Here is a 12,562-nt window from a genome sequence, read left to right as displayed (position 1 = left end):
TCCCTGCCCTTTTGCAGGAGTCGTTCCATCGGTGACCCACGCAACTGGTACGGTCGGGTTCCCGGTGGCCTCGACGGCCTCGGGTCGCCGATGGATCGGCTCCTACAGGTGCGGCGTGGGCAGGGTCGTCGTCACAGGGAGTCGAGTACCTCGCCGAGCATGGAGAAGATGTCGTCGATGTGGCGTCGTTCCACGATCAGCGGCGGCGACAACGCCACCGTGTCGCCGGTGGTGCGCACCAGCAGGCCCTTGCGGAATGCGCGCTCCAGCACCTGGTAGCCCCGCGCGCCGGGCCTGCCGTCTTCCGGCGCCAGTTCCACCGCGCCGATCAGGCCGAAGTTGCGGATGTCGACCACGTGCGGCTTGCCGCGCAGCGCGTGCAGGCCGTCCTCCCAGTACTGCTCCAGCCCGCGGGCGCGGGTGAGCAGGCCTTCTTCCTCGTAGGTGTCCAGCGCCGCCAGCGCGGCGGCGCAGGCCAGCGGGTGCCCGGTGTAGGTGTAGCCGTGGAACAGGTCGATCGCGTTGTCCGGGCCCTGCATGAAGGCGTCGTGGATGGCGGTCGAGACGAACACAGCGCCCATCGGCACGCAGCCGGAGGTCAGGCCCTTGGCGGTGGTCATCATGTCCGGGGTGACGCCGAAGCGCTGCGCGGCGAACGGCTCGCCGACGCGGCCGAAGCCGGTGATCACCTCGTCGAAGATCAGCACGATGCCGTGGCGGCTGCAGATCTCGCGGATGCGCTGCAGGTACCCCGGCGGCGGCAGGATTACCCCGGCCGAGCCTGCGATCGGCTCGACGATCACCGCCGCGATCGTGCTGGCGTCGTGCAGCTGCACCAGCCGCTCCAGGTCCTCGGCCAGCTCCACGCCATGCGGCGGCAGCCCGCGCGAGAACGCGTTGCGGCCGATGTCCAGGGTGTGGCGCAGGTGGTCCACGCCCGGCAGGCCGGTGCCGAACCACTTGCGGTTGTTGGGCAGGCCGCCGACCGAGATGCCGCCGAAGCCGACCCCGTGGTAGGCCTTCTCGCGACCGATCAGCCGCACGCGTTGGCCTTCGCCGCGCGCGCGGTGGTAGGCGATGGCGATCTTCAGCGCGGTGTCGACCGACTCGGAGCCGGAGTTGGTGTAGAACACGTGGTCCAGCGGCCGCGGCGCGATCGCCTTCAGACGTTCGGCCAGGACGAACGGCAGGGGCGAGCCCATCTGGAAGTTCGGGGCGAAGTCGAGCGTGGCGACCTGCCGGGCTACCGCCTCGACGATCCGCGGCCGCGCATGGCCGGCGTTGCAGCACCACAGGCCGGCGGTGCCGTCCAGGATCTGGCGGCCGTCGACATCGCGGTAGTACATGCCTTCGGCCGAGGCCAGCAGGCGCGGGGTGCCGCGGAACTGGCGGTTGGCGGTGAACGGCATCCAGAACGCGTCCATGGCCGCCGGCGCCGAGCGGTTCTGCGCGGCGTAGTGGTCGGCCAGGGCGTTGCGGCGGGCGTCGTCTAGCGGGTTCATGGGCGCTCCGGGGCAAGGGGTACCGGCGGCCAAGGGGGTAGGCGCCGTTTTAAAAATTCAACGCTGTGGCCGAGTCTACGCCAAAAATTGACCCGGACGGGGCGGCATGTAAAGTATCCGATGACACGCCGGGCCCCCCGGCCGGGAGCGACCCAAGGGATGGACATCGGCGCACGCCTGCAGCGGGTACGCACCGCCCGCAACCTCAGCCAGCGCGAGCTGGCGCGCCGCGTGGGCGTCACCAACAGCACCATCTCGCTGATCGAGCAGAACAAGGTCAGCCCGTCGGTCAGCTCGCTGAAGAAGGTTCTCGACGGCATCCCGATCTCGCTGGCCGACTTCTTCACCCTGGACCTGGACCCGGGCCCGCCGGAGCAGCCGTTCTACGCCGCCGACGAGTTGCCCGACGTGGGCAACAACGAGATCCACTACTACCTGGTCGGCCAGCACCGTCCGCAGCGGCAGATGTGCATCCTGCGCGAGGTCATGCCGCCGGGCAGCGACACCGGCGTGGCGATGATCGAACACGAGGGCGAGGAGGGCGGGGTGATCATCGCCGGCCAGGTCGAGGTGACGGTGGGCTCGCAGGTGCGCGTGCTCGGTCCGGGCGAGGCGTACTACTTCGAAAGCCGGGTGCCGCACCGCTTCCGCAACGTTGGCGAGGACGAGGCGGTGATCGTCAGCGCCAATACGCCGGCGACGTTCTGATGGACTGGAGCCGGGCCCGTTGTATTCCGCGCGCGCTGCCTGCGCGGGGAATGGCGGCGGTCGGCGCTCCGGCACGATGCCTGCCGACGTCCATGTCCCCCGGCTCCTGCCTGCGGCCGCAGCCTCCTCCCTTACTTCCCGTCGGCAGGCATCGCACCGGAGCGTTCCGGCACGGCGGGCCCGCGCGGACGCGTTGGCGAACGATCAGGAGCCTCCCATGACCACCCCACGCACCCGCGCCGACTGGCAGGCGATGGCCGACGGCCTGACCCTGCGCACGCAGGCCTTCATCGACGGCCAGTACGTCGACGCCGCCGATGGCGCCACCTTCGACTGCATCAGTCCCATCAATGGCAGTGTGCTGGGCAAGGTCGCGGCCGGCGGGCAGGCCGACATCGACCGCGCGGTGCGCGCGGCGCGGCGAAGCTTCGAGGCCGGGGGCTGGTCGCAGGCCAAACCGGTCAAGCGCAAGAAGACCCTGCAGAAGCTGGTCGCGCTGATCGAGCGGCACGCCGACGAACTGGCGCTGCTGGAATCGCTGGACATGGGCAAGCCGATCGACGACGCGCGCAATGTCGATATCGCCGCCACGATCCGCTGTTTCAGCTGGACCGCCGAGGCGCTGGACAAGGTCTATGGCGAAGTCGCGCCCACCGGCCAGGACGAACTGGGCCTGGTCACGCGCGAGCCGCTGGGCGTGGTCGGCGCCATCGTTCCGTGGAACTTTCCGTTGCTGATGGCCGCGTGGAAGCTGGCGCCGGCCCTGGCGATGGGCAACTCGGTGGTACTCAAGCCGTCGGAGAAGTCGCCGCTGAGCGTGCTGCGCCTGGCTGAACTGGTCGCCGAGGCCGGCATCCCCGATGGCGTGTTCAACGTCGTGCCCGGGTTCGGCAAGGAAGCGGGCGAGCCGCTGGCGCTGCACATGGACGTGGACGGGCTGGTCTTCACCGGCTCGACCGCGGTGGGCAAGCGCCTGCTGCAGTGCGCCGGCCTGTCCAACATGAAGCGTGCGTACATGGAGTGCGGCGGCAAGAGTCCCAACGTCGTCTTCGCCGACGCGCCGGACCTGGCGAAGGCCGCCGAGGCTGCGGCGTCGGGCATCTTCTACAACCAGGGCGAAGTCTGCACCGCCGCCTCGCGCCTGCTGGTGGAGCGCGGCATCCAGGAAGAGTTCGTCGCGCGGGTGGTCGAGGCGGGCCGGAAGATGCAGCCGCGCCATCCGCTGGAGCCCGGCGCGCCGATGGGCGCGATGGTCGACGAAGGCCAGACCCGGCGCGTGCTCGATTACATCGACAAGGGCCAGGCCGAAGGCGCGCGGCTCGCGCTGGGTGGCAACCGCCTGCAGACCGTGGACGGCGGTTGCTACATCGAGCCGACCGTGTTCGACGACGTGCGTCCGGAACACGCGATATCGCGCGAGGAGATCTTCGGCCCGGTGCTGGCGGTGATCCCGTTCGACGACGAAGCGCAGGCCCTGCGCATCGCCAACGACACCGAGTACGGCCTGGCCGCCGGCGTGTGGACCGCCAACCTCGCGCGCGCGCACCGCATGGCGCGTGGCCTGCGCGCCGGCAGCGTCTGGGTCAACTACTGGGACGGCGGCGACATGACCGCGCCGTTCGGCGGCTACAAGCAGTCCGGCAACGGCCGCGACAAGTCGCTGCACGCCTTCGACAAGTACACCGAAATGAAGGCGACCTGGATCAATCTCGGGGAATGAGCGTCGGCATGCCGGCGACCGCGGTCAGGCCGCCTCGCGCTCGATCGCGCCGCCGCGCAGTTGCCCGAGCAGCGCCTGGCGGCAGGCCAGGCTGCGCATGCGGCGCAGCGTCTCGGCCAGCACCTCCAGGTCCTGGTGCCAGCCCAGCTCGTCGCTGAGCGCGTGCAGCCGCCGGGACACGGCCGGGTCGGAGCCGAGCGGGCTGATCTTCAGCGCCGCCAGCGCGTCCACCTGCATCCGCAGCCGCCGTACCCGGCGACGCCAGCGGTGCAGGTTCTGCAGCAGCGGCTGCTTCTTCGCCCGCCGCGCCGCCTTGTCGGCGCGCCTGCTCTGCCGGACCAGGCCTGCGCGGATGTCCGCGCTGGCGAGCGTGTCCCAGGGCAGGGCCTGCAGCTGTTTCGCCGCCCGCCGGATGGCGCGCACGCGGCTGGCGAAGCCGGGGTCGGCGGCCAGCTCGCGCCGGGCCAGGCGGTCGGCGCGCGCATCCAGGGCGGCCTCGGCCTCGCTCCAACGCGGGTCCTGCGTGCGCCTGGCGAGCTTGCCGGCGGTACGCGCGACCGAATAGGCGTCGCGCAGCATGCCCAGGCTGTCGCCGGTACGCCGCAGCAACGCGTCGGAAGACTCGACTTCCAGATCGGCATCGACCAGCGCCAGCAGTGAGCGGGCGCGCCGGATCGCCTTGCGTGCCTCATGCACCCGCGCATGCACGTCGCCGCTGCCGGCCAGCGCCGCGGTCGCAGCCTGGCATTCCTGCTGGAGGAGTCGGCCTAGCCTGCTTCCATGGGAGGAGGAAGGCATACGTGACCTGCAGGAGGTGGGCCCGGGCTGGGGATGGTAGCACCGGGCCGGGGCGCCGCCGCGGGGTCCGGCTGCGGCCGGGCAGGCGGCAAGGGCCACCCGGCGGGGCGCGACCGGGGTTCGCCGGCGGCCATCCCGCCCGCCACGTGCGGCCCGTCGGGCGGCCGTGTGGACGGGGGGAGATATGGCATGCTCCGCCCACGATCACGACGGAGGGTGCGGCAATGGCCAAGGGCCTGGACAAGAAGAAGGAAACGAAGAAGAAACCGGCCAAGACGCTGAAGGAAAAGCGCGCGGAGAAGAGCGAGAAGAAAGCCGCGCGGAACTGAGGTCGGCGGCACGGGCGAGGGCGGGTATGGCCCGCCGCGGGTGCCGGACTGTGCAATCCGCCGGGGGCGGTGTCGAGGCCGCTACGGCGGAGGCCCCCGCCGGAGCGGGGGCCTGGTCACGCTCGGACTATTCCTCTTCCTCGTCCGGCCGTCCCTGCTGGCGCGGATTCCATTCCTGCTCGTGGTCCTGCTGCCGCTGCTGCTGTTCCTCGTTCCACCTGGTCGCCATCTGCGTTCTCCCGCCGGCACCATGCCGGGGATCGACAGGCTCTGCCCGCGGGCGTAAGTCGGATGTGCAAATGTCGTGTGGTGGCCGTAATTTTCCCGCGCCCCGGTGACGGGGGCGGGTTTCGTCGTTCGTTTCGCGGGCAACCAGGCGGGGCGGGCGGTGGAGACGCCGCAAGCGGCCGCGCCCCCATTAGAATCGCTGCGTTTCCACCGTTGCGACCTCCGGATGACCCCCATGCCCATTCTCCTGCGCGGCAGCATCGTCGCGCTCGTCACGCCCATGCACGAGGACGGCAGCGTCGACTACGACGCGCTGCGCCGGCTGGTCGACTGGCACGTGGCCGAGGGCACCGACTGCATCGGCGTGGTCGGCACCACCGGCGAATCGCCGACCGTGGACGTGGCCGAGCATTGCGAGATCATCCGCGTGGCGGTGGAGCAGGCGGCCGGGCGGGTGCCGGTGATGGCCGGCTGCGGCGGCAACTCCACCGCCGAGGCGATCGCGCTGGCGAAGTACGCGCGACAGGTCGGCGCCAGCAGCCAGCTGCAGGTGGTGCCGTACTACAACAAGCCCGGGCAGGAAGGCCAGTACCGCCACTTCAAGGCCATCGCCGAAGCCACCGGTGACCTGCCGATCGTGCTCTACAACGTGCCGGGCCGCACCGTGGCCGACCTGCAGCACGCCACCGTGCTGCGGCTGGCGCAGGTGCCCGGCATCGTCGGCATCAAGGAGGCCACGGGCAACCTGGAGCGCGCGCAGTGGCTGGTCCGCGAGGCGCCGGAGGGGTTCGCGATCTATTCCGGCGACGACGCCACCGCGGTCGCGCTGATGCTCTGCGGTGGCCATGGCAACGTCAGCGTCACCGCCAACGTCGCGCCGCGACTGATGCACGAGCTGTGCATGGCCGCGCTCGCCGGCGACGTCGCCACCGCCATGGCGATCCAGCAGCGGCTGCTGCCGGTGCACCGGCAGCTGTTCGTCGAGGCCAACCCGATCCCGGTGAAGTGGGCGATGTCGCGCCTGGGGCATTGCGGTGGCACCCTGCGCCTGCCGATGACCGAACTGGAGCCGGGCAACCAGGCGCTGGTGGAGGCCGCGTTGCGCGAAGCGGGGCTGCTGGACCCGTGACCGCCGGCGGCCAGCGCGGGCCATGACCGGTCCGGCCGGACTACTCAACCTCGGGCCGCTGGCGCAGTTGCGCGCCGGCCGCCTGCCCGAGCGGATCGTGCGCCTGCTGGCCGGCCTGTGGGTCTATGGGCTGGCCGCCGCGCTGATGATCGAGGGCGCGCTGGGTGCGGCGCCGTGGGACGTGTTCCACCTGGGCGTGGCCGGCCGCGTGCCGCTGTCGTTCGGCACGGTGATGGTGATCACCTCGGTCGCGGTGCTGATGGCCTGGATTCCGCTGCGGCAGATGCCGGGCCTGGGCACGTTGGCCAACACGTTGCTGCTGGGCCCCTTCGCCGACATCCACCTGGCGTGGCTGCCGACGCCGGACGGACTGTGGCCGCGCACGCTGTTCATGCTCGGCGGCGTGGTCGCCTGTGCCTTCGCCACCGCGCTGTATGTCGGCGCGCAGCTGGGGCCGGGGCCGCGGGACGGGCTGATGACCGGACTGACCCGGCGTAGCGGCTGGCCGCTGCGCCGCGTGCGCACCCTGATCGAACTGGGCGCGTTGGCGGTGGGCGTGCTGCTCGGCGGTACCGTGGGCGTGGGAACGGTGGTGTTCGCGTTCGGCGTGGGACCGCTGACCCAGTGGTTCCTGCGCGGGCTGGTGGTGCGACTGGAACCGTGCCAGGCCGGGGCCGACCGGCCCGGCGCTGCCAGCTGAGTCCGTCGCGGCCGGCGCGCGGGCCGGGATAGACTCCGGGCCCAAGGGCCACCCAGGGGGACCGATGGAGTCGCCACGAGCCGGGACACGGACACCGATCCTCCTCGCAAGCCTGTTCGCCCTGGCCCTGGTGGCGGGCCGGCTTCCGGCGCAGGAGATCGAGCCGCGGTCCTACGCCAACGTGCCGGTGGGCGTGAACTTCCTGGTCGCCGGCGTGATGCAGACACGCGGCGGCTTGAGCTTCGACTCCTCCGTGCCGATCACCGACGAGGCGCTGCGCACCACCAGCCTGGTGCTCGGCTATGCGCACGCGTTCCCGCTGTGGGGGCGCTCGGCCAAGTTCGATGCCGGCGTGCCGTACACGCGGCTGAGCGGCACCGCCGAGTACCTGGGCGCGCCGGTCGAGCGCAACGTCACCGGCTTCGGCCGGCCGGTGCTGCGTCTCTCCTACAACTTCCATGGCGCGCCTGCACTGGGCCTGGCGCAATTCAGCAACTGGCGGCAGGAACTCATCGTCGGCGCCAGCCTGCAGGTTTCGCCGCCGCTGGGACAGTACGACGAGGACCGGATCGTCAACATCGCGAGCAACCGCTGGTCGTTCAAGCCGGAGCTGGGGCTGTCGAAAGCAGCCGGGCCGTGGATCGGCGAGCTCAAGCTCGCCGCCACCGTGTACACCGACAACGACCGCTTCTACGGCGGCACCACGCGCTCGCAGGATCCGCTGTACGCGGTGCAGGGCAACCTGATCCGGGGCCTGGCCTCGGGCGCATGGTGGTCGCTGGATGCCACCTACTTCGCCGGCGGGCGCTCGCAGGTGGACGGGCGCTACAACCGCGACCTGCAGCAGAACTGGCGCATCGGTGCCTCGCTGTCGTTGCCGGTGGACCGGAGGAACTCGTTGAAGTTCGCCGTCAGCAGCGGCGTGTACGCACGCACCGGCAACAGTTTCGACGCGGCGGGCGTGTCGTGGCAGCACCGCTGGGGCGGCGGCTTCTGAGGCGCTGGCCGGGCAGGGACGAAGGCGCTACGCCGCCAGTGGTTACACTGCGCGCCCCTGTCGTCCGCCGAACCCCGCCATGTCCGAACCGGTCCGCCTTGCCCGCCGTGTCGCCGAACTGGCGGGCTGCACGCGCGCCGACGCCGAACAGTACATCCGCAACGGCTGGGTGCGGGTGGATGGCCAGGTGGTGGAAGCGCCGCAGCACCGGGTGTCCGGCGAGCGGGTCGAACTGGATCCGGCCGCGACCCTGGAAGCGGTGGAGCCGGCCACGATCCTGCTGCACAAGCCGGCCGGGTACGACGCGGTTTCCGGCGACAGGCCGGCCGCCGCGCTGGTGGAGCCGGCCACGCGCTGGGCCCACGATCCCTCCGGCATCCGTCCGCTGAAGCGCCATTTCCTGCGGCTGACCCCGCTGGTGCCGCTGGATGCCGAGGCCAGCGGCCTGATGGTGCTGACCCAGGATGGACGGGTGTGGCGCCGGCTGACCGAGGATCGGGACGACATCGAGCACGAGTACGTCGTCGAGGTCGAGGGCGAGATGAAGCCGCATGGCCTGCAGAGGCTCGCCTACGGGCTGTCGTATGCCGGACGCGTCCTGCCGCCGTGCAAGGTCAGCTGGCAGAGCGAGAACCGGCTGCGTTTCGCGATCAAGGCCGTGCAGGGCGGCCAACTGCGCACCATGTGCGCGCAGGTCGGGTTGAACGTGCTTTCGATGCGCCGGCTGCGCATCGGGCGCGTGGCCCTGGGCAAGGGGCCGGACGGCGCGATGCCGGCGGGGAGCTGGCGCTACCTGCCGGCAGGGGAGCGGTTCTGAAGCGCCATGGCGGGGCGGGGGCGGCGTCCCGCGCGGTGCGTCGAGGCTGGGCGTCGTCCTGCGTCGCCGCTTCGCGCTTACCTGAGCGTCGTCTTCCGCCGCCGTTCGAGCTCATCTAAGCGTCGTCTTCCGCCGCCGCTTCCCGCCCCTGCTGCCTGATCAGGGCTTCCTCGCGGGCGTCGTTGATCGCGTGGCGCACGCTGTCCAGGTCGACGCTGCTTTCGTCCGGGGTGAATTCGCCGCTCAGCACGGTGTCCGGATGCAGCTCGCCTGCCTCGAACAGTGCCCACATCTCCTCGCCGTACCAGGTGTCCAGCAGCTCCGGCGCGAAGCGGCCCAGGCTGGCGGTGAGGTTGTTGACGTCGCGCAGCAGCATCGTGCGCGCCGCGTTGTTGCCGGCGGCGCTGACGACCTGCGGGAAATCGATGACGACCGGACCGTCGGGCCCGACCAGCACGTTGTAGGCCGACAGGTCGCCATGGATCAGGCCGCAGCAGAGCATCAGCTGCGCCTGGCGCACCAGCACGGCGTGGTAGTCGCGGGCCTGCCGCGCTTCCAGCTCGACCTCGCCCAGGCGCGGCGCGCTGTAGCCCTCGGCGTCGATGACCAGTTCCATCACCAGCACGCCATGGAAGTAGCCGAACGGCTCGGGCACGCGCACGCCGGCCGCGCGCAGCTGGTACAGCGCCTCGACCTCGGTGTTCTTCCAGGCCGTCTCCTGCTGCTTGCGCCCGTACTTGGTGGCCTTGCCGATCGCGCGCGCCTCGCGGCTGCCGCGCACCTTGCGGCCTTCCTGGTACTGCACGCGCTGCTGGAAGCTGCGCTGGGCCATGTCCTTGTAGACCTTCGCGCAGCGCACCTCACCGCCGCTGCGGACCACGTAGACCGCCGCTTCCTTGCCGCTCTTGAGCGGCCGCAGCACTTCGTCGATGACGCCGTCGTCGATCAGCGCCTGCAAGCCTGGGGGTGTTCTCACGGGATCCTGGGGGGTGGCGGCCGCTGCAGGAAGGCGCGGCCGTGGACGCGCGATTTTCGCACCTCCGGCCCGGCGGGGCCATCGACGTGCGACGGGGCCGCACTGCGACCCGCTGGCCGCGGCGGCCGGGGCGGGGGCGTGCGATGCCACAACGCCTTCCGGATGCGCCGCGCCTGACCTGGGTCAAGGCGGTCCGGCGACGCCCGCCACACACTGCCGGCATGCGAATCGACGTGCTGCCGCCCGCTCCCCGTCGCCTGCAGGCCTCGCCGGCCTGGCTGGCACACGCCCCCCACCGCCTGATGTTCTTCATCGGCGCGGCCAACGTCCTGCTGGCGATGCTGTGGTGGACGCTGTGGCTGCTGTCGGTGCGGTTCGGGCTGTGGACGCTGCCGGCGCTGGCGATCCCGCCGGGCTGGCTGCATGCGTTCGTGATGCAGTACCTGGTGCTGCCCAGCTTCGTCTTCGGCTTCCTGCTGACCGTGTTCCCGCGCTGGATGGGGCTGCCCGACCTGCAGCGCTGGCACTACCTGCCGGTGGGTGCGGGCCTGATGGGCGGGCAACTGGCGATCCTGCTCGGCGCCGCCGGATGGGACGCCGGGCTGACCGTCGGCCTGTGGATGGCGCTCGCCGGGTGGAGCGCGGCGCTGGCCATCCTCGGCCGCCTGCTGGTGGACGAGAAGGGCGCCACCTGGCATGCGCGCTCGTGCTTCGCCGCCCTGGTGCTGGGCTGGCTGGGCATGGTGATGTTCATCGCCTTCGTACTCGGGGCGCCGGCCGGCTGGGCGTTCGCCGGGATCAGGCTTGGCGGCATGGGCATGTTGCTGCCGGTGTATCTGACCGTCGCGCACCGGATGTTCCCCTTCTTCGCCGCCAACGCGGTGCCCGGATACCGCGCCTGGCGTCCGCTGTGGTGGCTGGCGGCGATGTGGACGCTGTCGTTGGCGCACCTGGCGCTGGAGCTGGTGCATGGCCATGCCTGGCTGTGGCTGGTCGACATGCCGCTGCTGGCGCTCGGCAGCCAGGCGGTGTATCGCTGGTGGCCGCGTGCGCGCATGCCGGGCCTGCTGGCGGTGCTGTTCATCGGCACGCTATGGCTGCCGGTGACGTTCGCCCTGTACGCGGCGCAGAGCCTGGGCTACTGGCTCACCGGCGAGTTCATGCTCGGCCGCGCGCCGATGCACGCGTTGTTCATCGGCTTCTTCGGCAGCCTGCTGGTGGCCATGGTGACCCGCGTCACCCAGGGCCATTCGGGCCGCCCGCTGCAGATGTACGGCATCGCCTGGTTCGCCTTCGCCGCGATCCAGGTCGTGGCCACGTTGCGGATCCTGGCCGAGGTGCTTCCGGACCCGGGCCTGTGGCAGGCACTGGCGGCGGTGGGTTGGCTGCTGGCGCTGTCGCCGTGGGTGGCGCACATCGGTCGCATCTACCTGTCGCCGCGGCGCGACGGGCGCCCGGGCTGACGGCAGGCCGCGATGCTCACCTTCTACCCCGACATCAAGCTCGTCCATGTCGCCGCGATCATGGCCAGCGGCACGTTCTTCGCACTGCGCGCGCTGGCGCTGCTGGGGGGCATGCGCTGGCCGCGGCAGGCGCCGGTGCGCTACCTCGGCTACACCATCGACACCGTGCTGCTGACCGCGGCCCTCATGCTGCTCACGATCCTGCCGCGCGAGCTGTTCGCCAATGGCTGGCTGTGGACGAAGCTGGGCCTGGTGGCCGCGTACGTGGCACTGGGCATCGCCGCGTTCCGGCCGCAGCGCCGCGCCATGGCGCGCGCCGGGCTGGTGGCGGCGGCGGGGCTGTGCTTCCTGCAGGCTTACTTCATCGCCCGTGCGCACCATCCGCTGGGCGCCTTCTGGCTGTTCGGCGCCTGAGCCGGACGGAGGATCATCGTGGAAGTGAACGAACTGGAACTGCCCGACCCGAGCATGCCGGCGTGTCCCTGGCTGCAGGAGTCGTGGGAAGCGGCCGGCGTGCGGATCGACGTGCCCGACGCCCGCGTCGACCAGGATGATGCGACGACGGGGCGGATGCCGGCCGGCGACTGAGCGTCAGCCACGCGGCTTCCTGCGCGCGCGGCTTCGCGCGGGCTTGCGCGGGGCCTCCGCGCGCGGACCTGTATCCGCGTTGGCCGGCGCGTGCGCAGGGCGCATCCGTTCCAGCGAAGACAGCGCGTCGATGTAGGCGATGAAGTGCTGCAGGTAGCCGGGGGACAGCGTGCGCATCAGGTTGAGCGAGCGGTGCACGAGCACGGCCGAGTTGAGCGGGCCTGCGTCGCCGGCCACCGGTTCCAGCGACTGGCGCAGCTGGGACTCGGTGCGCAGGCCGGCCCAGAGCGTGCGGAACTGCTGCAGCAGCGGAATCTCGGGATAGGGGTCGCCGTCCATCGTGCGATGCGGCATCCGCGCCAGCAGCGTGGCCAGCGCACCGGCGGCGGCCGGATCGCGCGATCCGCTGGCATGGGCCGCCACGGGCGCCGCCACGTCGCGCGCGTAGTCCTCGACCAGCCCGGACAGGCGCTCGTCCAGCAGGCGACGCGCCAGGCCCTCGTGCGCGCCGGCACGGCGGGCGAGCGACTCGATCAGGGCGAACCGCACCGGGTCGACGCGGTCGGCGCCCTGTGCGCGCCAGGCATCCAGGCGCTGGCGCACGCCG

General features: G+C 71.4%; 13 protein-coding genes. 9 read left to right on the top strand and 4 right to left on the bottom strand.

Features of this window, described 5'->3' with window-relative positions:
- Nucleotides 1-131 precede the first annotated feature (131 nt).
- Nucleotides 132-1,502 carry an omega-aminotransferase AptA gene (gene aptA, locus ABKA19_RS07985; RefSeq protein ID WP_502945738.1) on the bottom strand — a complete coding sequence of 457 codons (1,371 nt, stop codon included), beginning with the start codon at nt 1,500-1,502 and terminating at the stop codon, nt 132-134.
- A 159-nt stretch (nt 1,503-1,661) separates the two neighbouring features.
- Between aptA and ABKA19_RS07980 the strand changes: the two genes are divergently transcribed.
- Both ABKA19_RS07980 and ABKA19_RS07975 read left to right on the top strand, forming a co-directional pair.
- The gene (locus tag ABKA19_RS07980) at nt 1,662-2,210 is read left to right on the top strand and encodes a cupin domain-containing protein (protein ID WP_353688450.1); all 549 of its coding nucleotides are present in this window, start codon (nt 1,662-1,664) and stop codon (nt 2,208-2,210) included.
- A 217-nt stretch (nt 2,211-2,427) separates the two neighbouring features.
- Nucleotides 2,428-3,930 carry an aldehyde dehydrogenase gene (locus ABKA19_RS07975; protein WP_353688449.1) on the top strand — a complete coding sequence of 501 codons (1,503 nt, stop codon included), beginning with the start codon at nt 2,428-2,430 and terminating at the stop codon, nt 3,928-3,930.
- Between the two features lie 24 nt (nt 3,931-3,954).
- Here the strand turns inward: ABKA19_RS07975 and ABKA19_RS07970 are convergent, their stop codons facing one another.
- Entirely contained in the window at nt 3,955-4,728 is a 774-nt protein-coding gene (locus ABKA19_RS07970) for a CHAD domain-containing protein (RefSeq protein WP_353688448.1), read from the bottom strand.
- Nucleotides 4,729-5,520: 792 nt separating this feature from the next.
- On the opposite strand from ABKA19_RS07970, the gene dapA reads away from it, so the two are divergent.
- From dapA to ABKA19_RS07950, 4 genes are all read left to right on the top strand, one after another.
- Entirely contained in the window at nt 5,521-6,414 is an 894-nt protein-coding gene (gene dapA / locus ABKA19_RS07965; protein WP_202935646.1) for a 4-hydroxy-tetrahydrodipicolinate synthase, read from the top strand.
- A 22-nt stretch (nt 6,415-6,436) separates the two neighbouring features.
- Nucleotides 6,437-7,114: a membrane protein YczE gene (yczE, locus tag ABKA19_RS07960; protein WP_353688447.1), complete on the top strand. Its 678-nt coding sequence runs from the start codon at nt 6,437-6,439 to the stop codon at nt 7,112-7,114.
- Nucleotides 7,115-7,178: 64 nt separating this feature from the next.
- Nucleotides 7,179-8,111, top strand: a complete 933-nt coding sequence (locus tag ABKA19_RS07955; protein WP_353688446.1) for a transporter — start codon at nt 7,179-7,181, stop codon at nt 8,109-8,111.
- A gap of 79 nt (nt 8,112-8,190) precedes the next feature.
- Complete coding sequence (locus tag ABKA19_RS07950; protein WP_353688445.1) at nt 8,191-8,928, top strand: rRNA pseudouridine synthase; 738 nt, start codon at nt 8,191-8,193, stop codon at nt 8,926-8,928.
- Between the two features lie 115 nt (nt 8,929-9,043).
- Here ABKA19_RS07950 and ABKA19_RS07945 read toward each other — a convergent pair whose 3' ends face one another.
- Complete coding sequence (locus ABKA19_RS07945; RefSeq protein WP_353688444.1) at nt 9,044-9,904, bottom strand: PA4780 family RIO1-like protein kinase; 861 nt, start codon at nt 9,902-9,904, stop codon at nt 9,044-9,046.
- Between the two features lie 221 nt (nt 9,905-10,125).
- Between ABKA19_RS07945 and ABKA19_RS07940 the strand changes: the two genes are divergently transcribed.
- Genes ABKA19_RS07940 through ABKA19_RS07930 form a run of 3 tightly spaced genes read left to right on the top strand, consistent with a single transcriptional unit; the run spans nt 10,126 to nt 11,955 of the window.
- A complete protein-coding gene (locus tag ABKA19_RS07940) occupies nt 10,126-11,367 on the top strand; it encodes an NnrS family protein (RefSeq protein WP_353688443.1) in 1,242 nt (413 codons plus the stop codon).
- Nucleotides 11,368-11,379: 12 nt separating this feature from the next.
- Nucleotides 11,380-11,781 (top strand): SirB2 family protein, encoded by a 402-nt coding sequence (locus ABKA19_RS07935; protein WP_353688442.1) that lies wholly within the window; start codon nt 11,380-11,382, stop codon nt 11,779-11,781.
- Between the two features lie 18 nt (nt 11,782-11,799).
- Nucleotides 11,800-11,955, top strand: coding sequence for a hypothetical protein (locus ABKA19_RS07930; RefSeq protein ID WP_353688441.1), 156 nt, complete (start codon nt 11,800-11,802; stop codon nt 11,953-11,955).
- A gap of 3 nt (nt 11,956-11,958) precedes the next feature.
- On the opposite strand, the gene ABKA19_RS07925 is transcribed toward ABKA19_RS07930, so the two are convergent.
- On the bottom strand, nt 11,959-12,558 hold the full coding sequence (locus ABKA19_RS07925; RefSeq protein WP_353688440.1) for a DUF2894 domain-containing protein: 600 nt from the start codon (nt 12,556-12,558) through the stop codon (nt 11,959-11,961).
- Nucleotides 12,559-12,562 lie beyond the last annotated feature (4 nt).

Source organism: Pseudoxanthomonas sp. Soil82 (genome assembly GCF_040446535.1).
Lineage (GTDB): Bacteria > Pseudomonadota > Gammaproteobacteria > Xanthomonadales > Xanthomonadaceae > Pseudoxanthomonas > Pseudoxanthomonas kaohsiungensis.
The sequence above is the reverse complement of the archived record's forward strand: the minus strand, read 5'-3'. Positions and strand labels throughout refer to the sequence as shown.

Bases quoted from the DNA above. Each gene is read 5' to 3' on its own strand.
- aptA (WP_502945738.1), bottom strand. From the start codon at position 1,502: ATGAACCCGCTAGACGACGCCCGCCGCAACGCCCTGGCCGACCACTAC.
- ABKA19_RS07980 (WP_353688450.1), top strand. From the start codon at position 1,662: ATGGACATCGGCGCACGCCTGCAGCGGGTACGCACCGCCCGCAACCTC.
- ABKA19_RS07975 (WP_353688449.1), top strand. From the start codon at position 2,428: ATGACCACCCCACGCACCCGCGCCGACTGGCAGGCGATGGCCGACGGC.
- ABKA19_RS07970 (WP_353688448.1), bottom strand. From the start codon at position 4,728: ATGCCTTCCTCCTCCCATGGAAGCAGGCTAGGCCGACTCCTCCAGCAG.
- dapA (WP_202935646.1), top strand. From the start codon at position 5,521: ATGCCCATTCTCCTGCGCGGCAGCATCGTCGCGCTCGTCACGCCCATG.
- yczE (WP_353688447.1), top strand. From the start codon at position 6,437: ATGACCGGTCCGGCCGGACTACTCAACCTCGGGCCGCTGGCGCAGTTG.
- ABKA19_RS07955 (WP_353688446.1), top strand. From the start codon at position 7,179: ATGGAGTCGCCACGAGCCGGGACACGGACACCGATCCTCCTCGCAAGC.
- ABKA19_RS07950 (WP_353688445.1), top strand. From the start codon at position 8,191: ATGTCCGAACCGGTCCGCCTTGCCCGCCGTGTCGCCGAACTGGCGGGC.
- ABKA19_RS07940 (WP_353688443.1), top strand. From the start codon at position 10,126: ATGCGAATCGACGTGCTGCCGCCCGCTCCCCGTCGCCTGCAGGCCTCG.
- ABKA19_RS07935 (WP_353688442.1), top strand. From the start codon at position 11,380: ATGCTCACCTTCTACCCCGACATCAAGCTCGTCCATGTCGCCGCGATC.